Here is a 21,569-nt window from a genome sequence, read left to right as displayed (position 1 = left end):
TGGCGGTGCCGGCGATGTTGGCGACCACGGCGCGGCCCTCATCGACGGTGTGGACGATGTCGGCGCGCAGCTTGTCGGTCTGCTTGCCGTCGGCCTTGTTCTCGCGGATTTCGACGCTGTGGTAGACGTCCTTACCGGTTTCCTTGTTCAGGACCGGGGTGATGTCGTTGACGCTGTTGGTGCCGGCCTCGGTGGTGCCCATTTCCTTGGCCATGGCGTCGACGTCGATGGCCTTGCCCTGCACGGACAGGGCGTTGCGGGTGGCGGCGGGGCCGCAGTAGTAGAAGTTGGGCTGGGCCTGGTAGCGGACGTTGAGTTCCCGCTCACCGCCGTGCTTGCGGTCGGTCTGGACCTGCGCGGTCGGCTTGGCCTCGGCGGCGTGGGCGGCGATGGCGGGGCCGGCGATGCCACCGGCGGTGGCGGCGAGACCGGCGGCGGTCAGGGCGGTCTTACGGATCAGATCGGTACGCATGTTGGCGTGCTCCTCTGCTGTGGGGGTGTGCACGACACCCGCACGGGGGGTGCGGTCGCGCCGCGCAAAGAGGGGAAGTCTTGAAGGGGATCGGCCCGGCGGCAGTGGCCTGCTCGGGCGTCCGGGGGTGTAACGACCCGGGCCGGCCAGGCATTCCACCACGCTCACGGGCTCCCGGCTGGAAGGCCGGGGTTCCGGGGGATGTAACCGGGCCGGGCGGCCGGGTGTTCCCGCGGCCTGGGCTCCGGGCCCCCACCACCCGGGCAGACCCGGGGTGGCATGCCATGTTCAACGCCCCGATCCCGCCGGTCATTCCACCGCCGGGGTGCCCCCACGCACGGGACGGTCCGCCCCAAACCGGACAGCACCCGCGGGCGGGCGGGAGGCGTGCGTGGGGTGGCCTGGCCTCGGCCGGGCGACCCGGACACCAGGGACATCCGCCCCCAACGTTCCGCCGCCCGCGTCGAGCTACGGACGGTCACCTTCGCTCGGCCGGCCAACCATCCCATCGCTCCCTTTGCTCTGCTTCACCATGGGCAACAGGCACGGCCGGTAACTGTTGCGTCCGTTGAAGCAGAGCAAAGCGGGGGTGGTGGGTGGTCGTCGGTCGGCGCGGTCGAACTGGACCGCGGCCAGCACGGCCGGGGCGAACTGGCGCAGATAGGACATCGACGCGTCCAACATGCTGAGCTGGCCGTGGTCGCGGGGCAGACGCTCGCGGCGCTCGGCCCACGCCGCGCGCATCCGGTCCAGGCCGATGCTGGTGCGCAGTATGCTGCCGATCTGCTCGTCGCCGCTCGCCGGGTCGAGCACGATGGTCAGGATCTCGTCCAGCAGCGCCTGCCGGTTCTCGCCGCCCTTGGCCCGCTCGGCCAAGGCCTCGGCGACCTTCTGCTTCGCCGCCGCCTCCCGGCCGCTGATTGCCTGGTCGAACAGCAGCAGCGTCTCGTCGAGCACGTCGACGGCCGACTGCGCCAGCAGCGTGAGCAGGATCGGGTACCGGCGTTCCGGCTCGCGCCGCTGCAACGCCTGCCCGGTCAACCGGCGGCCGACCCCGGCCAGGAACCGGCGCCGCTCGGCCGGCAGCATCGACAAATCCAGGGTGTGCGCGTCGAGGCGCCGCAGGTAGGCCAGCTTCTCCAACTCGGCCTTCACCGCCGCCGGGCTCGACGACGTCGGGCCCACACCCAGCCAGGCCAGCGGGGTCCGGCCGAGGTAGGCGTCAGGGACCAGCAGCAGGTCCAGCTCGGCGCACCGCCGGTCGGTGAGCAGATGCCGCACCCGCGACCACGTCTCCGTCCGAGCGCGGGCCCGGGCCGCGGCCACCCGCCGCAGCAGCAGGATCACCCCCGGCCGGATCACCCGCAACGACAGCAGATACTCGCAGGCCAGCCGGAACAGCAGCTTCGGCGAGTCGTGCTCCATCGCCCGGGCGAACAGGAACTCGTCGAGGTCCTTCCACTCGCCGGTGTCCACCGGCCGCCACCCGGCGTAGCCGGCCACCTCGCGCAGATGATCCGTACGGGTCTGCTCCCGCTCCCCGTACCCGCGCAGCTCACCCATCGCGAGCCCGAGCCGCTGCGACAACCGGCCCACCGCGGCGGCCGGCGCCGCCGCCACCTCATCAGGTACGAACCCGAGCCACGGCAGCGTGCACAGCTGGACCGCCACGCCCAGCACGTTGCGGCCCGTGCGGAACTGGCGCACGAACGCCTCATCCGCACCGGTCAACGTGAAGTACCGGATCAGCTCGGCCCGGTTGATCTCCGGGAAGCCCCGAAGCCGCGCCAGTTCCTCCGCCGAAAACACGTCCTGAGTCGCCACACACCCACCGCCCGAGCATCGACCGTCACTAAACGGGACGGGACGCTACGGCTCGGCGGAGAGCTTGATCAACCCACAGTTCTTAGCGTTGTTTTTGGTCTGGAAACTACGGACAGGCCTCCCTGGGCCGAGCACCGCCGGGACGCCTGACCGACTCCGGGACCCGCAGCGGCGAACCTGGTGAGGCCCACGTTGGTGACGGATCCGCCGCATGCGTAGGCGGACGGGCCGCGAGCGGTGCGCTCGCGGCCCGTCGGGGTCGGTCGGGAGGTCAGCCCCCGATGTGCATCCAGTTGGAGAAGGCGCCGCCGGCGCTGCCCTGGCTGGTGCCCCAGATCCAGTTGTCGCTGGCCTTGTCGTACACCGCGATGGTGCCGGTGGCGGAGACGATGGCCGACGGGTCACCGACGAAGGTCGGCTGGTTGGCGCCGATCGCCATCCAGTTGCCGAAGGCGCCGCCGACGGACTGCTGGCTGACCCCGCTCATCCCGCCGGCGGTGTTCCGGGCGTAGATGGCGATGGTGCCGTTGTCGGCGATCAGCGGCTGGGGCCGCGAGGCCACCCCGGCGCCGGAGGTGCCGATCCGGGACCACGCGCCGATGGCGCCACCCGGAGTGCTCTGCGAGGCGCCCCAGACGTACCCGTCGTTGCCGGTGGCGTAGACGGCGATCAGGTTGCGCGGCGTGACCACGGCGCTCGGTGCGGTCTTGAAGCCGTCGGTGGGCTGGCCCGTGCCGACGCTGCCCCAGCTGCCCATCGCGGCCCCCGGCGAGGGCTGGTCCACACCGCTGACGGTGCCGGCGGTGGTGGTCGCGTAGATCACGATGGTGTCGTTCGGCGCGATGACGGCGTGCGGCTTGGAGGCGACGCCGGCGCCCGCCGTGCCGATCTTCGTCCAGGCGCCGAAGGCGGCACCCGGGCCGACCTGCGAGGTACCCCAGACGTAGCCGTCGCTGCCGGTGGCGTACACCGCGAGGATGCCGTCCGGCGTCATCACCACGGTGGGGTCGCTGGAGAAGGTGGGCTGCCCGGTGCCGATCATGCCCCAGTTGCCGAAGGCGGCGCCCGGCGACGGCTGGCCCACGCCGTAGATCTTGTTGTCGGTGCCCCGGCCGTAGACGACGATGGTCTCGTTGCCGGCGACCGTGGCGGTCGGGCTGCCGACGAAGCTGCCGCGGTCGCCGATGCGGACCCAGGAGCTGAACGCGGAGCCGACGCTGCTCTGGTTGCTGCCGTAGATCCAGCCGTCGGTGCCGAGGCGGTACTGGGCCAGGATGCCGTCGCCGGTGCGGATCAGCCCGAGGTCGCCGGTCGCCGAGTTGATTCCACCGGTGTCCTCGACGGTGTCCGCGCCGACCGGGGAGGAGTAGCCGACGATGTCGACGTCGGTGGTGGCGTAGTTGTGGGCCGAGACGCGGTCGCCGGAGTTGCCCTCGACGGTGTAGACGCGGCCGCCGGAGCTGCTGGTCACGATGCCGACGTGGTCGATGGTGCCGTCCTGCTCCCAGTCGAAGACGATGGCATCGCCGGCCTGGGGCGTGTAGCCGCTGCCCCTGGTGCGGTAGGTCCCGTTGTCCTGGCCGTACGAGCGGAACGATCTGGCGTACGTGGTGAGGCCGGAGAGGTCCGTGACCCCCGCCTGCTTCCAGACGTACTTGGCGAAGTTGGCGCACCAGGCGTAGGTGCCGTCGCCGTTGGATGTGCCGCCGCGCCAGCCGCTGGAGTTGCACGTCGGCCAATTCGTCATGACGCCGCTGTAGTAGGTGCAGTTGTCGCTGCCGCGGTACTCGTAGTTGCGCGTGTTGTCGTTCAGTTCCCGGTTGGCGATGGAGACGACCGAATCTCGCAGGGTCGACGCCGACGCGTCGGGAATGAGGGCCAGCGGGGCGGTGAAGACGGCGGCGGCGCCGAGCGCGCCGAGGACGATACGGCGGCCGGTGCGGGGGGTGCTGACGTCGCTCATTTCTTTCCTTCTTTTCGGTTTGGGCGGCCGGGGCCGCACGGAGAATTCGAATGGTCAATTCGTGAACATGGGGAGGGCGCGAATCCGACTGCTGATGTCCCGGACCACCTCCTCGACCGAGGACTGGCTGGGGGCCAGCAGGAACAGCGCGACCGAGATGTGGTCGGGTCCGGCCCGTACGCGGATGTGTTCGACCTGTTCCTCGGGCCGGGTGTGCGCCCAGACCACGTCCCGCAGCGCTTCGTCGCCGACTCGTCGGAGGGCTTCCGGGCGGGCGAGTTCGAAGGTCGCCATCCGCATGGTCAGGCCCATTCGAAGCCGCCGTCGGTGGTGTCGACGACCGTCGTCGTCGACCCGTCGGCCGGGCCGGTGGCCCATTCGAAACCGCCCGCCACCACCGACGAGGAGGAGGCCTCCACGCCGCCGACCGTCGAAGGAGTCAGCACCGTCGGACCGAGCAGGAATGCGCCGGTGGCGGCCGCTAGGACAAAAACCCGAATCGACGTGCCCATGACAGACTCCTCCTGTGGCGGGAATTCGTGGAATTGCTTTTCGGCGATTCGCCGGACGTTCTTTTCGGATCGCTTGCTCCGTTGCGTCAAAGCTTGCCGCCCGCGATTTGCGATGTCACTACTTCCGGGCTGGCAGCAAGGTGCGTGGCACCTTGGTGCCACCGTCCACCGACCGGCCGCGCCGGCCTTGCGCATCGGTGATCTTGCCCAGATACTCGGCTCACCACGGGCGGAGGTTTGTCGTGCTGGAATCACTGGGAATAACAAGCCGGGCTGAGCAGGTCTATCGGGCCATGCTCGCGCTGCCCGACCTGGGCGTCGTCGACCTCGCCACCCACCTGGGAATCGACGAGGCGACCGTCCGCGCGGCACTGGACGAACTCGCCGACCTGGCCTTGCTCCGGCCGTCCTCGGTCCAGCCGGGCTCACTGCGGCCGGTCTCCCCGGAGATCGGTCTGGCCGCGCTCCTAGGCCGGGCCGAGGCGGAGGTGCTGCACCGGCAGCGCCAGGTCGAGGCCACCCGGGCAGCAATCAAATCCATCGCGGCGGAGCAGCTCGCGTCCCGCGACCACGAGGGCGTACGGCGGTACGAGGACGTGGACGCCGTCCGCTTCCGGCTGGAGGAGTTGGCGGCGAACGCCGAGGTGGAGTGCGTGTCGCTGAACCCGGGCAGCGCCCAGGCGCCGGACGGCAAGGAGTCGAGCAAGCCGTTGAACCAGCTCGCCCTGGAACGCGGTGTCACCATCCGGTGCGTCTACCAGGACAGCTACCGCAACGACCCGGGCGTGGTCGGCTACGCGCGCTGGCTCACCGGTCTCGGCGGGCAGGTCCGCACCGCCCCCACGCTGCCGATGCTGATGGTCGTGGTCGACCAGCGGGTGGCGTTGTTGCCGCTCGACCCGACCGACTCGGGCAAGGGCGCCGTCGAGGTCGTCCACCCCGGCGTGGTCGCCGCCATCTACGCTCTCTTCGAGCAGATCTGGCGTACCGCCCGCCCGATCGACGTGGTGCCGCAGGTCGACGGGCGCGGGATGGAGCCGTCCGAGCGGGAGCTGCTGCGGATCCTCGCCGACGGCCACACCGACGAGGTGGCCGCCCGCAAGCTCGGTCTCTCCCTCCGCACTGTGCGGCGGATGACCGCCAACGTGATGGAACGGCTCGGCGCCCGCAGCCGTTTCCAGGCCGGCGTGCACGCCGCGCAGCGCGGCTGGTGCGACCAACCCGGCTGACCGCGACCGCCGGCCGCCGGCTCACCCACGACGGGGACGGATCCGGTGGCCGGCGAGCTCACGCGCGTCCGCGAGCAGCCGGTCGACGCCCGCGAGCACGGCCTGCCAGGCCTCGCCGGCCGCCGGGGCGCGCCGTCGCGCCAGTCGCTCGAAGGTGGCCAGGTCACGCCGCAGCGACTCCACCTGCGGGTCGAAGACCGACGGGCGGCTCCAGTGCAGATCGCGCGGGGTCAGCTGCAGCCGCAGCGCGCCGGCGGCCCGGTAGTTCCGGGTGCCCAGGGAGCGCTGCCGGACGTAGGCCAGCTGCTCGAGCGCCAGCAGGTCGGCGAGCGGGAGTTTCCCGGTGTCGGCCATGACGGCATGGTGCCGGGCGCGAGCGGTGGGCGCTAGGTGACTGGTGTTAAACGATGGCCGTCACCGTCGAGTCGGAGATGCCTGGTCACGGGTCTGCGACGGGTCGGGAAGGCGAACAATCTGGCGCCTTCAGCAGGAAACCGGTCACTGAGCGTACGGCGGTGGGTTCGGCCGTAGGCCGTCACGCTCCGTTCGTGGTGCGCGGCGGCCCGGGCGTTGCGGCCGGGTCGGGACGGACCTGGACGGACGGCCGATCCGCCGCCTCGGCGGCCGGTTGACGCGGCACGGCCGGTTGCGCCGGCTCGGTGGGCCAGCGGATCTCCGGGGCGCGGTGGAACGTGATCCCGGCCCGGTGCCAGCGCGGGCCGTGGCCGGCCAGCCGGTCCCGGAACCCCGCCCAGTCGTGGGTGGCCCGAGGTGACCAGGCCAGCTCGGCGAGGGCGGGCAGCCGGGGCAGCAGCATGAACTCGATCTCCGCCAGCGAGGTGACCGACTCGGTCCAGAGCGGCGCCTCGACGCCGATCACGGCCTCCGCCGGTACGTCCGCGAGGTGCGTCCCCGGATCCCAGTCGTACGACCGCCGTACGTCGATCAGGCCGGCCCAGTCGTGCCCGATGGGGGTGTCCGGGGCGTACTTCATGTCGAAGTAGGCGTGGTTGCCGGGGGAGAGGATCAGCCGGGCGCCCCGGCGGACCGCCTCGGCCACCACCGGGTCGTCGCCGTCGGTGCCCCACCACTGGAGCACCCGCCCGTCGAGGTGCGCGGCCGGGGCGAGCTGGTGCCAGCCGACGACGGTCTTCCCGGTGGCGGCCACGATCCGCTGCGCCCGCTCGACGAAGCCGGTGTACGCCTCGCCCTTCACCTTGAACGCCTCGTCGCCGCCGATGTGCAGCCACGGCCCGGGGGTCAGCGCGGCCACCTCGCCGACCACGTCCGCCACGAAGTCGTACGTCCGCTCGTCGGCCGGGTCCACGTAGCTGAAGCCGACCTCGGTGCCGGTGTACGGCGGCGGCGCGACCTTGTCCGGTGCCAGCTCCGGGTACGCGAGCAGCGCCGCGTTGGTGTGACCGGGCAGGTCGATCTCCGGCACCACGGTGACGTGCCGGCGGGCGGCGTACCGGACGATGCGGCGGTAGTCGGCGGCGGTGTACCAGCCGCCCGGGCCGCCACCCACCTCGGTGGCGCCGCCGACGGTGGCGAGCCGGGGCCAGGAGTCGACGGCGATCCGCCAGCCCTGGTCGTCGGTGAGGTGCAGGTGCAGGTGGTTGAGCTTGTACCGGGCCAGGTGGTCGATCACCCGCAGCACGTCGGCGACGCCGAAGAAGTGCCGCGCCACGTCGAGCATCGCGCCCCGGTAGGGGAACCGGGGCCGGTCGACGACGAGCCCACCGGGCACCACCCAGCGTTCGGCCACCGGGGTGGGGCTCTCGACCGCGCTCGGCAGCAGTTGGCGCAGCGTCTGCACGCCGTACCAGAGGCCGGCCGCGGTGTCGGCGACGATCCGGACCTCGGCGGGGGCGACATGGAGCCGGTAGCCCTCGTCGCCCAGCCGCTCGGCCGGGTCGAAGTCACCCGGCGCCGCAGCCCGGGCCGGAGTCGCGGAGCTGGACAGGGCGAGCACCAGGTGCCCGTCGGTCCCGTCGGCCAGCCCGGTGACCGGCACCGGGTAGCCGGTCGCGGGCCGGAGCAGCTCGGCGAGCTGCTCGGCGACCTCCCGGGCGGTCGGGTCGTGGCTGACCCGGACCGCCGCGTCCCCGGGGAGCACGAAGTCGGCGGTCGGGTCCGGCGCCACCCGCTCGGGGACCGGGATCACGTCGCCCAGCCGGACCGGGGCCGGCGGGGTGAGCAGGTCGCCGGCGGTCCGCGCCGCGGCCCGGGCGAGGTCGGCCGCCGCCGGCTCCTGCGCCGGCATGGTGGCCGGGTCGAGCAGCACGCGGCCCCGCTCGTCCGGGCCGGTGGCGGGGGTGGCGGAAGGCGTGGACGGCACGACGACGGCTCCGGGGGTGTATTCGCGCGGGATATGGCAAAAGTCAGCTTCGGCAGAACCAGTGCCGTCAAGAGTACGAGGGGAGCTGGAATTGCGTGATCCTGCTCGTGGAAGCGTTCCCAGAAACCTGCACGAACGCGGATAGTCGTGATAGCTGTGCCTATTGTCACCGAACGGTCCCAGGCCACTCGATGTTCGCTTAACCTTCGCCCACCGATCGCTGATGACGCCGGGATTACCGGCGGTCGGCCCCGGGGTATGAGGCAACTGAACCTTCGTTAAGTGTCAATTCCGGCGCGCGTGGGAGGCTCTGGTGGCAGCGCAAGAGACCGTCGATCACAAGTACGTCTACGACTTCTCCGAGGGCAACAAGGACCTCAAGGACCTGCTCGGCGGCAAGGGGGCGAACCTCGCCGAGATGACGAATCTCGGACTGCCGGTACCGCCCGGCTTCACCATCACCACCGAGGCCTGCAAGGCGTACCTGACGACCGGCCGCGAGCCGGACGGGCTCGCCGGCCAGATCGAGGCGCACCTGGAGTCGCTGGAGCGCGAGATGGGCCGCAAGCTCGGCGACCCGCAGGACCCACTGCTCGTCTCCGTCCGCTCCGGCGCCAAGTTCTCCATGCCCGGCATGATGGAGACCGTCCTCAACGTCGGCCTCAACGACCGCAGCGTGGTCGGGCTCAGCGCACAGGCCGGGGGGAACGACCGGTTCGCGTGGGACTCGTACCGCCGGCTCATCCAGATGTTCGGCAAGACCGTCTGCGAGGTGCCGGGCGAGGAGTTCGAGCACGCGCTCGACGACGCCAAGCGCGCCAAGGGCACGACCAACGACCTGGACCTCGACGCGGACGACCTGCGCGGGCTGGTCGACTCGTACAAGCAGATCTTCGCCAAGCACACCGGCCGGGAGTTCCCGCAGGAGCCGCGGGAGCAGCTCGACCTGGCCATCCGCGCCGTCTTCGAGTCGTGGAACGCCGAGCGCGCGGTGGTCTACCGCCGGCAGGAGCGCATCCCGGCCGACCTGGGCACCGCGGTCAACGTGGTGGCCATGGTCTTCGGCAACCTGGGCGCCGACTCGGGCACCGGCGTAGCGTTCACCCGCGACCCGGGCAGCGGCGCGCAGGGCATCTACGGCGACTACCTGGCCAACGCCCAGGGCGAGGACGTCGTCGCCGGCATCCGCAACACCGTGCCGCTGGAGGAGCTGGAGCAGCTCGACAAGAAGTCGTACGACGAGCTGCTCAGGTACATGGCCCGGCTCGAGGCGCACTACAAGGACCTCTGCGACATCGAGTTCACCATCGAGCGCGGCAAGCTGTGGATGCTCCAGACCCGGGTCGGCAAGCGCACCGCCGCCGCCGCGTTCGTCATCGCCGGGCAACTCGTCGACGAGGGCCTGATCGACCTGGACGAGGCGCTGCACCGGGTCAACGGCGCGCAGCTCGCCCAGCTGATGTTCCCCCGGTTCAAGCTCGACCACGAGTTCGAGCCGGTGGCCAAGGGCATCGGCGCCTCCCCGGGTGCCGCGTCCGGCAAGGTGGTCTTCACCTCCGCCCGGGCGGTCGAGCTGGCCGCCGAGGGGGAGGCGGTGATCCTGGTCCGCCGGGAGACCAACCCCGACGACCTCAACGGCATGATCGCCGCCAAGGGCATCCTCACCTCGCGTGGCGGCAAGACCAGCCACGCCGCCGTGGTGGCCCGCGGCATGGGCAAGACCTGCGTCTCCGGGGCCGACGAGCTGGACGTCAACGTCCCGGCCAAGAAGTTCACCGTGGCCGGCCAGACCGTCAGCGAGGGCGACATCGTCTCCATCGACGGCACCACCGGCAAGGTCTACCTCGGCGAGGTGCCGGTCATGCCGTCCGAGGTGGTGCAGTACTTCGAGGGTAGCCTCGACCCGGAGCACATCGACAACGCGCTGGTCCGGGCCGTACACCGGATCATGACCCACGCCGACGCCCGGCGGCGGCTGGCGGTCCGGACGAACGCCGACACCGGCGCGGACGCCGCGCGGGCGCGGCGGTTCGGCGCCGAGGGCATCGGCCTGTGCCGCACCGAGCACATGTTCCTCGGCGACCGTCGGGAGCTGGTCGAGCGGCTGATCCTGGCCCGCACCGACGACGAGCGGGAGTCCGCGCTGGCCGCCCTGCTGCCGTTGCAGCGGGAGGACTTCGTGGAGATCTTCCGCGAGATGGACGGCCTGCCGGTCACGGTCCGGCTGATCGACCCGCCGCTGCACGAGTTCCTGCCCCCGCTGGAGCAGCTCGCCGTCAACGTGGCGGTCGCCCAGGAGCGTGGCGAGGACGTGGCCAAGGAGGAGGCGCTGCTCGCCGCCGTGCGGCGGATGCACGAGGAGAACCCCATGCTCGGCCTGCGCGGCGTACGGCTGGGCCTGGTCATCCCCGGTCTCTTCGCCATGCAGGTCCGGGCGATCGCGGAGGCCGCGGTCGCGGTCACCCGCGACGGCGCGGTGGCCAAGCCGGAGATCATGGTCCCGCTGGTCGGCGCGGTCCAGGAGCTGGAGACGGTCCGCGCCGAGGCCGAGAAGATCATCGCCGAGGTGGTCGCGGACAGCGGTGTCGAGGTGCTGATCGGCACCATGATCGAGGTGCCCCGGGCGGCGCTGACCGCCGGGCAGATCGCCGAGGCGGCGCAGTTCTTCTCCTTCGGCACCAACGACCTGACCCAGATGGCCTGGGGCTTCTCCCGCGACGACGTCGAGGGGGCGTTCTTCTGGCGCTACCTGGAGCTGGGCATCTTCGGCATCTCGCCGTTCGAGTCCATCGACCGGGAGGGCGTGGGCCGGCTGGTCCGGATCGCCGCCGAGGAGGGCCGGGCGGCCCGGCCCGAGCTGAAGCTCGGCGTCTGCGGCGAGCACGGCGGTGACCCGGACTCGGTGCACTTCTTCCACGAGGTCGGGCTCGACTACGTCTCCTGCTCCCCGTTCCGGGTCCCGGTGGCCCGCCTGGAGGCCGGCCGCGCCGCCGTGGAGACCGACGGCTCCGACTCCCGCTGACCCGCGTCGGCCACGGGGTCGTCGGCCACCGCGCCGGCGGCCCCGTGGCCGTTTTCGACCCCACCGGCGCGCCGCCCGGCGCGCCGATCGACCCGGTCGGGCGTAACCTGAGCGCACTGTTCGATCAACCGGGAAGGGTGGCCGCATGACCAGCGTCTGGGAGAGCCTGACCGTTGACGCCCGTGACCCGTCCCGGCTCGCGCACTGGTGGGCGGAGGCGCTCGGCTACCAGGTGATCAGCGACCGGCCGGACGAGGTGGAGATCCGCCCGGCGGCGGACCAGACCCCCGGCATCGTCTTCGTCCCGGTCAGCGACGACAAGATCACCAAGAACCGGCTGCACATCGACCTGCGCCCGGCCGACCAGGAGGCCGAGGTCGAGCGGCTGGTCGACATGGGCGCCCGGCACGTCGACGTCGGCCAGGCCGACGTGCAGTGGACCGTGCTGGCCGACCCGGAGGGCAACGAGTTCTGCGTGCTGCGGCAGCGGGGATAGCGGTTGAGCGGCCGGGTGGACGACGCGGCGCGCCTGATCGACGAGGCGCCCAAGGACACCGGGTACGGGCGGTCGCCGTACGAGCGGGACCGGGCGCGGGTGCTGCACTCGGCGGCGTTCCGCCGGCTGGCGGCGAAGACCCAGGTGCACACGGCGGGCACCGGCACCGACGACTTCCTGCGTACCCGGCTGACCCACTCGCTGGAGGTGGCGCAGATCGCCCGCGAGATGGGGGCGCGGCTGGGCTGCGACCCGGACGTGGTGGACACCGCGGGGCTGGCGCACGACCTCGGCCACCCGCCGTTCGGGCACAACGGCGAGGACGCGCTGGACGCGCTGGCCGCCGACTGCGGCGGCTTCGAGGGCAACGCGCAGACGCTGCGGGTGCTCACCCGGCTGGAGGCGAAGGTGCTCGCCCCGGACGGCCGCTCCGTCGGGCTCAACCTCACCCGGGCGTCGCTCGACGCGGTCAGCAAGTACCCGTGGCCGCGCCGCCCGGGCAGGCGCAAGTTCGGCGTGTACGCCGACGACCGCCCGGTCTTCGACTGGCTGCGCGCCGGCGCCCCGCCCGGCGGCCGGCGCTGCCTGGAGGCGCAGGTGATGGACTGGGCCGACGACGTCGCGTACTCGGTGCACGACGTGGAGGACGGCATCCACGGCGGGTACGTCAGCCTGCGCCCGCTGCTGGAGGACGCCGACGAACGGCGGGCGCTCTGCGCCGACGTGGCGGCCGCGTACTCGGGGGAGTCCCCGGACGACCTGGGTGAGGTGCTGGTCGAGCTGGTGGCCGAGCCGGCGCTCGCCCCGCTCGCCGCGTACGACGGCAGCCACCGGGCCCAGGCGGCGCTGAAGGCGACCACCAGCGTGCTCACCGGCCGGTTCGTCTCGACCGTGGTGGCCGCCACCCAGCAGCGCTTCGGCCCCGGTCCGCACCGCCGGTACGCCGCCGACCTGGTGGTGCCCCGCCGCATCCGGGCGCAGTGCGCGCTGCTCAAGGGCATCGCGCTGCGGTACGTGATGCGCCGCCCGGCCGCCGGTCCCCGGTACGCCAGCCAGCGGGAGATCCTCGCCGAGCTGGTCGCCGCCCTGGTCGACCGCGCTCCGGACGCGCTGGATCCGGTCTTCGCGCCGCTGTTCCGGGACGCCCCGGACGACGCCGCCCGGCTGCGGGTGGTGGTCGACCAGGTGGCCTCGCTCACCGACCCGGCCGCGCTGGCCTGGCACGGTCGCCTGGTGGGCGCCCGGCCGGGGCTCGGCTGAGCGGGTGCCGGGACCGGCCGGTGGGTGGCCTGCGCGACTTAGGCTAGCCTAAGCAGCATGAGTGAGCGCCCGAAGATGGTCACCGCCGCGAAGGTCCTGCGGACCGAGCGGCCCACCCCGCACCTGATCCGGCTGGTGCTGGGCGGTGCGGAGCTGGCCGGCCTGCCGGTGGGCGCCTACACCGACCACTACATCAAGTTCATCTTCCCGCCGGCCGGGGTGAGCTACCCGCACCCGGTGGACCTGGCCGCCCTGAAGCGGGACCTGCCCCGCGAGCAGTGGCCGCGGCTGCGGGCGTACACGGTCCGGGCCTGGGACGCGGCCGCCGGCGAGCTGACCGTCGACGTGGTGCACCACGGCGACGAGGGGCTGGCCGGCCCGTGGGCCGCCGCCCTGCGCCCCGGCGACGAGGTGCTCTTCACCGGCCCCGGCGGCGCGTACGCCCCGAACCCGGCCGCCGACTGGCACCTGCTGGCCGGCGACGAGAGCGCCCTGCCGGCGATCGCCGCCGCGCTGGAGCGGCTCCCGATCGGCGCGCCCGCCAAGGTCTTCGTCGAGGTCGACGGCCCGGCCGACGAGCTGCCGCTGGCCAGTCCCGGCGCGGTGCAGCTGACCTGGCTGCACCGGGCCGGGCGCCCGGTCGGCGCGGCGCTGGTCGAGGCGGTCCGCGCGCTGGACTTCCCGGCCGGCGCGGTGCACGCCTTCGTCCACGGCGAGGCCACGTTCGTCAAGGAGCTGCGCCGGCTGCTGCGGGTCGAGCGCGGGGTGCCCCGGGAGGCGCTCTCCATCTCCGGCTACTGGCGGCTCGGCATGGACGACGAGGGCTGGCGCTCGACGAAGGCCGGCTGGAACGCCCAGGTCGAGGCGGAAGAGGTGGCGGCCGTCGCTTGAGCGGCGGCGCCGGTCACCCGCCCCCGCACGGTGATCCGCCGGTCATCCACCCCTGGACGGTGATTTCGCCGGTCACCCGCCCCGCACGGCGATCCGGTAGAGCTGGGGCAGCAGCCACGGGGCGATCCACTCCTGTACCCCCTCCGGGGTGAAATACAGGCCGTCGCTGCGGACCCGCACCCCGCCGGCCTCCCAGGTGAACCGCCCGTCCGGGCAGACCCGCCGGTTCAGGTCGAGCACCGTCGCGCCGTGCCGCTCGGCGGCCGCCCGCAGCAGCCGGTTCCAGGCGTCCACCCGGTCGGCGTCGTCCTCCGGCCACAGCCCGCCGTCCGGTCGCTCCGCCCGGTGGGTGTACGGCGCGGTCAGCAGCGTGACGTGGGCGCCCCGTTCGGCTGCGACGCCGATGGCCCGGTCCAGCTCCCCGGTCAGGTACCGGTCGAACGCCGGGTCGCCGACGTGCTGCCAGCGCCCGTCCAGCTTGCGGTCCATCAGCTCCCAGCGGTCCAGCAGGATCACCGCCACGTCCGGGTCGTCGGCGCGTACGCCCCGCCGCCAGCGGTCGTCCCAGTGCTCGCAGCCCGGGTAGTTGGGATGCGGTTCCCCGAGGTAGTGCAGCTCCGGCAGGCGGGCGATGCCGCAGCCCTGCACGGCGCGCACGCTCACGGTCAGTTTCTCCTGCGGCGGCAGGTAGGTGCCGAGCGACCAGGCGACCGAGTCGCCCAGGAAGTCGACCCGCGGCGCCCCGGGCTTGCGCCCAGGCCGGTGGGCCGGTGGGGCCGAGGCGGGGGACTCCGGCGCGCCGCCGGCCGCCGCGGCCGGGGCGTCCAGCGCGATCGGCGGGCGGGACCGCGGGGCCGGCGGCACCGTGCCGAACGCGGCGACCGCGGCCACCCCGGCGACCGCCGCGCCCGCCACCGCCGGCGCCGGCCGGGGCAGCCGCCGGGCCCGCCGGATCGGCCGCTCCACCAGCAGGTACGACCCGGTCGCGGCGGCCAGCGTGACCGCGCACCGGACGGCCAGCAGCGCGCCCCCGGTCAGCCCGGTGCGCTCCGCGGTGAGCCACTGGAACAGCGGCCAGTGCCAGAGGTACACGCCGTAGGAGATCCGGCCGAGCCGGACCAGCGGGGCCAGCGCGAGCAGCCGGGCGGTCGGCGCGGTCGGGCTCACCGTGGCGTGTGCGATGACGGCCGCCACGGCCAGGGCCGCCAGGGTGAGGCCGCCCCGGTAGACCCAGCCGTCCCCGCCGTCGGCGGTGGCCCAGAGCCAGCCGGTCCCCACGGCCCCGGCCAGGGCGAGCCCGCCGAGCACCGGGTGCCGTACCCGCGCCGGCGTTCCGGCCGGTGTCGTCCTCCTGGTCAGCAACACGGCCAGGCCGGCGCCGACCAGCAGGGCCACCGCCCGGGTGTCGGTGCCGTAGTAGACCCGGTCCACCGCGCCGGGCGCGAAGAGTGCCGCCGCGGCGAGCGCCGACCCGGCCGTGCCGAGCAGGGTCACCGTGCGGAGCCCGCCGACTTCCGGCGGGGACGGCGGCGCGCCTGCCCCACGTCGTCGGGCTCGGCGCGCCGTCCACGCCAGCTGCGCCACCAGCAGCAGCGGCCAGACCAGGTAGAACTGCTCCTCGATGCCGAGCGACCAGGTGTGCTGCAACGGCGACGGGCTGCCGGTGGCGGCGAAGTAGTCCCCGGAGCGGTGCGCCATCCGCCAGTTCGCCAGGTAGCCGAGCGCGGCCAGCGCGTCCCAGCGCAGCGCGGGCAGCTCGGTGCCGGGCAGCAGCTGGCGGGAGACCAGCAGCACGACGAGGAGCACCAGCAGCAGCGCCGGGAGGAGCCGGCGGATCCGCCGGCCCCAGAAGGCCGTCAGGTCGATCCGCCCGGTGTCCCGGTGCTCGGCGAGCAGCAGCGAGGTGATCAGGAACCCGGAGAGGACGAAGAACGCGTCCACGCCGAGGAATCCGCCGGGGAGTGCCGCCACCCCGCCGTGGAAGGCGAGCACCGCTGCCACCGCCAGCGCCCGGACGCCGTCCAGCGCCGGCTGGTACGCGATCCGGGGTCCGCCTGCACCCGACATGCGCCGGTTGTCCCCGTCGCCGCCGGGTCTACACCCGGCCGCGCCGGTGTCACCGCGTGGTGGAAGCGAGACGGCGGTCGGCCAGGACGGTGCCGACCCGGTCGGCGGAGCGGGCGATGCGGCGGCGGATGACCCGCAGGTGCGCCGCGACCGAGCCGGGGACCACCAGGGCCGCCACGGTGATCGCCAGCCAGGGAGGGCCGGCGGCCAGCACGGCCAGGGCGGCGGCCAGGCCCAGCAGCACGCTGTTGAGCAGGGCGATCATGCCGGCCTGGCTGACCAGGTCGCGGAACCAGTGCCGCCGGAAGGGCTCCGGCGCGAAGGGGCCATGGTCGTCCAGCGTCGGCATCATCACGTACGCCGTCAGGTCGGGCGCCCGCCGGGCCAGGTAGGTGCGCAGCACGGTGGCCGCAACGGCGTAGCGGCGGCCCCGGTCGTTCAGCTCGACCTGGCGGGCGAAGACCGAGATCCCGAGGAGCAGGACCAGCACCCCGAGGCCGGCCAGGACGGCGGACCGCACCCAGCCGTCCGGGCTGCCGGTGGTGATCAGCCCCGCGGAGACGGCGGTGGCGGCGGAGGCCACCGCGAGGAAGAAGGTGAACCGGGCCGCCGACTGGTCGTGCACCGCGCGGCTCAGCTCGCGCAGGTGCTCGTACTCGGCGAGGGCGATGGTCAGCGGTACGTCCGTGTCCTGGGCCATCCGGCGTTCCTCCTCGCGGTCGCGGCCCCCACCGTAGCCAAGATCCGCGAGGGCCGGCGGCCTGGCGGTCCGATTTCCGAGGGAGTCGGTCTACCTCACAATGTAGTAGAGGTGCTACATTTGGTGGTACTGATCCGACACACCTCGGGGAGCGGTCATGACGGCGGTCGAACTACCGGGAGTGGACACGACTCCCCACCCACCCGACGACCACCTCGTCCTCGACGTCCGTGACCTCCGTATGCGCTACGGCAGCGTCGACGTGCTGCACGGGGTCACGTTCACCGCCCGGCGCGGCGAGGTGCTCGCCCTGCTCGGGCCGAACGGGGCCGGCAAGACCACCACCATCGAGATCCTCGAAGGCTTCCGGATGCGCTCCGCCGGCGAGGTGAGCGTCCTCGGCAGCGACCCGGGCCGGGGCGACGAGCGGTGGCGGGCCCGGATGGGCGTGGTCCTCCAGTCTTGGCGGGACCACGGCAAGTGGCGGGTCCGGGACCTGCTGGCCCACCTCGGCGACTTCTACGCACCGTACTCGACCGCCCGGATCCGCCGGCCCTGCCAGGTCGACGAGCTGCTGGACACGGTCGGCCTCGGCGCGCACGCCGGGAAGCGGGTGCACCAGCTCTCCGGCGGCCAGCGCCGCCGGCTCGACGTGGCGGTCGGCATCGTGGGCCGCCCGGAGTTGCTCTTCCTGGACGAGCCGACGGTGGGCTTCGACCCGGCCGCCCGGCGCGAGTTCCACGAGCTGGTGCACCGTCTCGCCGACCTGGACGAGACCACCATCCTGCTCACCACGCACGACCTGGACGAGGCGGAGAAGCTGGCCGACCGGATCCTCATCCTGGCCGGCGGCCGGATCGTCGCCAACGGTTCGCCGGACGAGCTGTCCCGTCGGGTCGCGGGGGACGCGGAGATCCGCTGGACCCGGGACGGGAAGCGTTTCGTGCACTCCGCCGCCGACGCCACCGGCTTCGTCCGCGATTTGCTCCGCCAGTACAACGACGCCGTGCAGGAGCTGGAGATCCGCCGGGCGAGCCTGGAGGACGCGTACATGGCACTGGTCTACGAAGAGGAATCCGGGGTGCGGGCCGGCGCGGCGACCCGGATGTGGCGGCAGGGGAGCAGCGACCGATGAACCCGACCGTGGCGGCCGTCCGGGCCGGCGTCCAGCGCGGCGTGATCGAGCTGCGTAACACCTTCACCAACGCTCAGGACCTGTGGAACTACTTCTTCCCGACCGCGGCCCTGCTGACCGCCATGTTCTTCATGCGCGGTTCCACGGTGCCCGGCACCTCCTTCTCCCTCGGGGCCCGAACGCTGCCCAGCGCCCTCGGCATGGGGCTGGCCTTCGGCGGCATGCTGGTCCTCGCCTCGCAGCTGGTCATCGAGCGGGAGGACGGCACCCTGCTGCGCGCCAAGGCCACCCCGAACGGGATGCTCGGCTACCTGGTCGGCAAGATCATCCTGATGTCGACGGTGGCGCTGATGAGCATGTTCATCCAGCTCGTCCCGGCGCTGTTCTTCCTGGACGGGCTCCGGGTGACCAGCGCGTCCGCCTGGTTCACCCTGCTCTGGGTGGCGGTGCTCGGCCTGGTCGCCACCCTGCCGATGGGCGCGGTCCTCGGCGCGCTGATCGAGAACCCGCGTAACCTCGGGCTGGTCATGCTGCCGAACATGGGGCTGATCGCCCTCTCCGGCATCTTCTACCCGATCAACGGCTACCCGGGGTGGCTGCAGGGCGTCGCCCAGGTCTTCCCGATCTACTGGCTAGGGTTGGGGATGCGCTCGGCGCTGCTGCCCGACGGCATGGCCGCGGTCGAGCTCGACGGCTCCTGGCGGCACCTGGAGACGCTCGGGGTGCTCGGCGCGTGGGCGGTGCTCGGGCTCGTGCTGGCGCCGGTCGTGCTGCGCCGGATGGCCCGCCGCGAATCCGGCTCGCGGGTGGCCGCTCGCCGGGAGCGGGCCATGCAGCGGGTCGGATGAGAGGGCGTCGATGAGCGAGACCGTGCACAACCGGATCGCGGTGCTGCGCGCCGAGCGGGGCGTCTCCCGCCGGCAGCTCGCCGACGCGCTGGGCGTGCATTACCAGACGGTCGGCTACCTGGAGCGGGGTGAGTTCCGGCCCAGCCTGCACCTGGCGCTGCGGATCGCCGCGTTCTTCGAGGTGCCGGTCGAGGTGGTCTTCTCCATCGAGCCGTTCCCCCGGATCGGCGACGTGACCAGCGGCGCGGGCCGCTCCGCCTGACCGCGCGGCCGGCCGGTCCGGCGGGCCGCGGCGTCCTTCGCCACACGGGCGTCCCCCGACCACCGGATCGTCGGTCCGGCAGGGCAGGATGTACGCCGAGGAGGTGGCGGAGATGGCGGGGCGGATCCGGGACGAGGACATCGCGCTGGTCCGCGAGCGCAGCTCCATCGCCGAGGTCATCTCCGACACGGTCACCCTCAAGTCGGCCGGCGGCGGCAACCTCAAGGGGCTCTGCCCGTTCCACGACGAGAAGAGCCCGTCGTTCAACGTCTCGCCCGCCCGCAACGTCTGGTACTGCTTCGGCTGCGGGGCCGGTGGGGACGCGATCAAGTTCCTGATGGACGCGGAGCACCTCAGCTTCGTCGAGTCCGTCGAGCGGCTCGCCGCCCGCGCCGGCCTCCAGCTGCGGTACGTGGAGGACGACCGGTCCACCCCGCGCAGCCGCCCCCAGCAGGGCCAGCGGCAGCGGCTGGTCGCCGCGCACGCGGCCGCGGTGGAGTTCTACCGCGCCCAGCTCACCACGGCCGGCGCCCGCCCGGCCCGGGAGTTCCTGGCGGAGCGCGGCTTCGACCGGGCCGCCGCCGACCGGTACGGCTGCGGCTTCGCCCCGGACGGCTGGGACCTGCTCACCAAGCACCTGCGCCAGCAGGGCTTCACCCACGACGAGCTGGTCACCGCCGGGCTGTCCCGCCCGGCCCGGTCGGGCTCCCTGATCGACCGGTTCCGCCGCCGGTTGCTCTGGCCGATCCGGGACCTCGCCGGCGACGTCATCGGGTTCGGCGCCCGCAAGCTCTTCGCCGACGACGACGGCCCGAAATACCTGAACACCCCCGAGACGCCGCTCTACAAGAAGTCGCACGTCCTCTACGGCATCGACCAGGCCAAGCGCGAGATCGCCAAACAGGGCAAGGTGGTCGTCGTCGAGGGCTACACCGACGTGATGGCCTGCCACCTGGCCGGCGTCACCACGGCCGTGGCGACCTGCGGCACCGCGTTCGGCGCCGACCACATCGGGGTGCTGCGCCGCCTGCTGCTGGACACCGACGCCGTGGCCGGCGAGATCATCTTCACCTTCGACGGGGACGCCGCCGGCCAGAAGGCCGCGCTGCGCGCGTTCGAGGACGACCAGCGCTTCGTCGGGCGCACCTTCATCGCGGTCAGCCCCGACAACATGGACCCGTGCGAGCTGCGCCTGGCCAAGGGCGACCTGGCGGTCCGCGACCTGGTCGCCCGCCGCGAGCCGCTGGTCGACTTCGCGCTGCGCCACGTGATCAACCGGTACGACCTGGACACCGTCGACGGCCGGGTGGAGGCGATGCGCCGAGCCGCCCCGCTGGTCGCCAAGCTCAAGGACCGGGAGAAGCGCCCGGAGTACGTCCGCAAGCTCGCCGGTGACCTCGGCATGGAGATCGAGCCGGTGCAGCGGGCGGTGCTGACCGCCGCCAACGGCCAGCCGAGCGGCGAGCGGCCCGGCCCGGCCCGGTCCGCCCCGGCCGCCCCCGCCGTGGACAGCCCGCAGTCGATGGTCGAGCGGGAGGCGCTCAAGCTCGCCCTCCAGGAGCCGGTGCTGGCCGGCCCGATGTTCGACGCGGTCGAGTCCGCCGCGTACCGCCACCCCGTCCACGTGGCGGTGCGGGCGGCGGTCGCGGCGGCCGGCGGCGCGGCGGCGGCCACCGGCGGCGCGGTCTGGATCGAGCAGGTCCGCGACGCCTGCGAGGACCTGGCCGCCCGGGCGCTCGTCGGCGAGCTGGCCGTCGAGCCGCTGCGCATCGACGGTGAGCCGGACCCGCGCTACGTCTCGGTGACCATGGCCCGGCTCCAGTGGGGCTCGGTGACCGCCCGGATCAAGGACCTCAAGTCCAAGATCCAGCGGATCAACCCGGTGAGCAACAAGGACGAGTACTTCGCGCTCTTCGGGGAACTGCTCTCGCTGGAGCAGCACGCGCGGGCGCTTCGCGAGCAGGCCGCCGGAGGACTGTGATGGGACTGTTCAACCGGAAACCCAAGCTGCCCCCCGCCGACCGGCCGCCGCTGGCGACCGACGAGCGGGTGCTCGCCTGGGCCGCCGCCGGCAACGGCGAGGGCGACGGCGTGCTGGTCGCCAGCAACCTCGGGCTCTGGCTGCCCGGCCGGGGTCACCGGCTGGGCTGGCACGAGATCCTCAAGGCGATCTGGTCCGGCCGCGAGCTGACCGTGACCCCGGCCGAGCAGGTTACCGAGCGGGACGGCTACCAGGTCGTCGCGGACTGCCCGGCCGAGACGTACCTCCTGCTCGACCCCGGTGACCTGCCGCACCAGGTGCGCGCCCGGGTCACCCGCTCGGTGGCGTACACGGCGCACCACGAGCTGCCCGGCGGCGCCGGCCGGATCGCCGCCCGCCGGGTGGCCGGTGTGGACGGGCTGACCTGGACGGTCCGCTACGACCCGGGCACGCCGGCCGACGACGAGACGGTGGCCGCCGAGACCGACCGGCTGGTCGCCGCCGCCCGCGCCGCGACCGCCCCCGTTGACGTCTGAGGCGTACCCCACTGTGGAGCCGAGCCGCCA

18 protein-coding genes and 1 pseudogene are annotated in these 21,569 nt (G+C 73.0%); 10 read left to right on the top strand and 9 right to left on the bottom strand.

Annotated features, from left to right (window positions below; translation table 11 throughout):
* From ACFOYX_RS06880 to ACFOYX_RS06860, 5 genes and pseudogenes are all read right to left on the bottom strand, one after another.
* On the bottom strand, positions 1-472 hold a 472-nt coding region (locus ACFOYX_RS06880; RefSeq protein ID WP_377533838.1), incomplete at its 3' end, for a C39 family peptidase.
* A gap of 618 nt (positions 473-1,090) precedes the next feature.
* A pseudogene (locus ACFOYX_RS06875) lies at positions 1,091-2,296 on the bottom strand (DUF4158 domain-containing protein); the annotation flags it as partial.
* Positions 2,297-2,567: 271 nt separating this feature from the next.
* The gene (locus ACFOYX_RS06870) at positions 2,568-4,259 is read right to left on the bottom strand and encodes a CHAP domain-containing protein (protein ID WP_322439935.1); all 1,692 of its coding nucleotides are present in this window, start codon (positions 4,257-4,259) and stop codon (positions 2,568-2,570) included.
* A 54-nt stretch (positions 4,260-4,313) separates the two neighbouring features.
* Positions 4,314-4,553, bottom strand: coding sequence for a hypothetical protein (locus tag ACFOYX_RS06865; RefSeq protein WP_322439934.1), 240 nt, complete (start codon positions 4,551-4,553; stop codon positions 4,314-4,316).
* Between the two features lie 8 nt (positions 4,554-4,561).
* Positions 4,562-4,861 carry a hypothetical protein gene (locus tag ACFOYX_RS06860; protein ID WP_322439933.1) on the bottom strand — a complete coding sequence of 100 codons (300 nt, stop codon included), beginning with the start codon at positions 4,859-4,861 and terminating at the stop codon, positions 4,562-4,564.
* Between the two features lie 152 nt (positions 4,862-5,013).
* Between ACFOYX_RS06860 and ACFOYX_RS06855 the strand changes: the two genes are divergently transcribed.
* Positions 5,014-6,000 (top strand): helix-turn-helix transcriptional regulator, encoded by a 987-nt coding sequence (locus tag ACFOYX_RS06855; RefSeq protein ID WP_322439932.1) that lies wholly within the window; start codon positions 5,014-5,016, stop codon positions 5,998-6,000.
* 21 nt (positions 6,001-6,021) lie between these two features.
* Here the strand turns inward: ACFOYX_RS06855 and ACFOYX_RS06850 are convergent, their stop codons facing one another.
* Positions 6,022-6,354, bottom strand: a complete 333-nt coding sequence (locus tag ACFOYX_RS06850; RefSeq protein ID WP_322439931.1) for a hypothetical protein — start codon at positions 6,352-6,354, stop codon at positions 6,022-6,024.
* Between the two features lie 181 nt (positions 6,355-6,535).
* Entirely contained in the window at positions 6,536-8,374 is a 1,839-nt protein-coding gene (locus ACFOYX_RS06845) for a family 20 glycosylhydrolase (RefSeq protein ID WP_377533847.1), read from the bottom strand.
* 280 nt (positions 8,375-8,654) lie between these two features.
* Between ACFOYX_RS06845 and ppdK the strand changes: the two genes are divergently transcribed.
* The 4 genes from ppdK to ACFOYX_RS06825 all read left to right on the top strand — a co-directional run bounded on the left by ppdK (position 8,655) and on the right by ACFOYX_RS06825 (position 14,010).
* On the top strand, positions 8,655-11,363 hold the full coding sequence (gene ppdK, locus ACFOYX_RS06840; protein ID WP_322439930.1) for a pyruvate, phosphate dikinase: 2,709 nt from the start codon (positions 8,655-8,657) through the stop codon (positions 11,361-11,363).
* Positions 11,364-11,508: 145 nt separating this feature from the next.
* Positions 11,509-11,859, top strand: a complete 351-nt coding sequence (locus tag ACFOYX_RS06835; RefSeq protein ID WP_322439929.1) for a VOC family protein — start codon at positions 11,509-11,511, stop codon at positions 11,857-11,859.
* Positions 11,860-11,874: 15 nt separating this feature from the next.
* On the top strand, positions 11,875-13,119 hold the full coding sequence (locus tag ACFOYX_RS06830; RefSeq protein WP_377533846.1) for a deoxyguanosinetriphosphate triphosphohydrolase: 1,245 nt from the start codon (positions 11,875-11,877) through the stop codon (positions 13,117-13,119).
* A gap of 57 nt (positions 13,120-13,176) precedes the next feature.
* Entirely contained in the window at positions 13,177-14,010 is an 834-nt protein-coding gene (locus ACFOYX_RS06825; protein WP_322439927.1) for a siderophore-interacting protein, read from the top strand.
* 72 nt (positions 14,011-14,082) lie between these two features.
* On the opposite strand, the gene ACFOYX_RS06820 is transcribed toward ACFOYX_RS06825, so the two are convergent.
* Together ACFOYX_RS06820 and ACFOYX_RS06815 are read right to left on the bottom strand one after the other, a co-directional pair.
* Complete coding sequence (locus ACFOYX_RS06820) at positions 14,083-16,077, bottom strand: acyltransferase family protein (protein WP_322439926.1); 1,995 nt, start codon at positions 16,075-16,077, stop codon at positions 14,083-14,085.
* 49 nt (positions 16,078-16,126) lie between these two features.
* Entirely contained in the window at positions 16,127-16,777 is a 651-nt protein-coding gene (locus tag ACFOYX_RS06815) for a hypothetical protein (RefSeq protein WP_322439925.1), read from the bottom strand.
* A gap of 157 nt (positions 16,778-16,934) precedes the next feature.
* Between ACFOYX_RS06815 and ACFOYX_RS06810 the strand changes: the two genes are divergently transcribed.
* From ACFOYX_RS06810 to ACFOYX_RS06790, 5 genes are all read left to right on the top strand, one after another.
* Positions 16,935-17,912 (top strand): ABC transporter ATP-binding protein, encoded by a 978-nt coding sequence (locus ACFOYX_RS06810; RefSeq protein ID WP_377533837.1) that lies wholly within the window; start codon positions 16,935-16,937, stop codon positions 17,910-17,912.
* Positions 17,909-18,760 carry an ABC transporter permease gene (locus ACFOYX_RS06805; RefSeq protein WP_322439924.1) on the top strand — a complete coding sequence of 284 codons (852 nt, stop codon included), beginning with the start codon at positions 17,909-17,911 and terminating at the stop codon, positions 18,758-18,760. Before ACFOYX_RS06810 ends, ACFOYX_RS06805 begins: the two co-directional genes overlap by 4 nt.
* 10 nt (positions 18,761-18,770) lie before the next feature.
* Positions 18,771-19,022, top strand: a complete 252-nt coding sequence (locus ACFOYX_RS06800; RefSeq protein WP_109804682.1) for a helix-turn-helix transcriptional regulator — start codon at positions 18,771-18,773, stop codon at positions 19,020-19,022.
* Positions 19,023-19,110: 88 nt separating this feature from the next.
* A complete protein-coding gene (gene dnaG, locus ACFOYX_RS06795; RefSeq protein WP_109804683.1) occupies positions 19,111-21,003 on the top strand; it encodes a DNA primase in 1,893 nt (630 codons plus the stop codon).
* Complete coding sequence (locus ACFOYX_RS06790; RefSeq protein WP_109804684.1) at positions 21,003-21,539, top strand: hypothetical protein; 537 nt, start codon at positions 21,003-21,005, stop codon at positions 21,537-21,539. The genes dnaG and ACFOYX_RS06790 overlap by 1 nt, the downstream gene beginning before the upstream one ends.
* The last annotated feature ends 30 nt before the right edge of the window (positions 21,540-21,569 follow it).

The organism is Micromonospora sp. GCM10011541 (assembly GCF_042650725.1).
GTDB classification, from domain to species: Bacteria; Actinomycetota; Actinomycetes; order Mycobacteriales; family Micromonosporaceae; genus Micromonospora; species Micromonospora sicca.
This window is presented reverse-complemented; position numbering and strand designations above follow the sequence as displayed.

What these genes read in the sequence shown, in the direction of transcription:
- ACFOYX_RS06790 (WP_109804684.1), top strand. Translation starts at nt 21,003, where the DNA reads ATGGGACTGTTCAACCGGAAACCCAAGCTGCCCCCCGCCGACCGGCCG.
- ACFOYX_RS06825 (WP_322439927.1), top strand. Translation starts at nt 13,177, where the DNA reads ATGAGTGAGCGCCCGAAGATGGTCACCGCCGCGAAGGTCCTGCGGACC.
- ACFOYX_RS06820 (WP_322439926.1), bottom strand. Translation starts at nt 16,077, where the DNA reads ATGTCGGGTGCAGGCGGACCCCGGATCGCGTACCAGCCGGCGCTGGAC.
- ACFOYX_RS06870 (WP_322439935.1), bottom strand. Translation starts at nt 4,259, where the DNA reads ATGAGCGACGTCAGCACCCCCCGCACCGGCCGCCGTATCGTCCTCGGC.
- dnaG (WP_109804683.1), top strand. Translation starts at nt 19,111, where the DNA reads ATGTACGCCGAGGAGGTGGCGGAGATGGCGGGGCGGATCCGGGACGAG.
- ACFOYX_RS06815 (WP_322439925.1), bottom strand. Translation starts at nt 16,777, where the DNA reads ATGGCCCAGGACACGGACGTACCGCTGACCATCGCCCTCGCCGAGTAC.
- ACFOYX_RS06810 (WP_377533837.1), top strand. Translation starts at nt 16,935, where the DNA reads ATGACGGCGGTCGAACTACCGGGAGTGGACACGACTCCCCACCCACCC.
- ACFOYX_RS06835 (WP_322439929.1), top strand. Translation starts at nt 11,509, where the DNA reads ATGACCAGCGTCTGGGAGAGCCTGACCGTTGACGCCCGTGACCCGTCC.
- ACFOYX_RS06865 (WP_322439934.1), bottom strand. Translation starts at nt 4,553, where the DNA reads ATGGCGACCTTCGAACTCGCCCGCCCGGAAGCCCTCCGACGAGTCGGC.
- ACFOYX_RS06850 (WP_322439931.1), bottom strand. Translation starts at nt 6,354, where the DNA reads ATGGCCGACACCGGGAAACTCCCGCTCGCCGACCTGCTGGCGCTCGAG.
- ACFOYX_RS06805 (WP_322439924.1), top strand. Translation starts at nt 17,909, where the DNA reads ATGAACCCGACCGTGGCGGCCGTCCGGGCCGGCGTCCAGCGCGGCGTG.
- ACFOYX_RS06800 (WP_109804682.1), top strand. Translation starts at nt 18,771, where the DNA reads ATGAGCGAGACCGTGCACAACCGGATCGCGGTGCTGCGCGCCGAGCGG.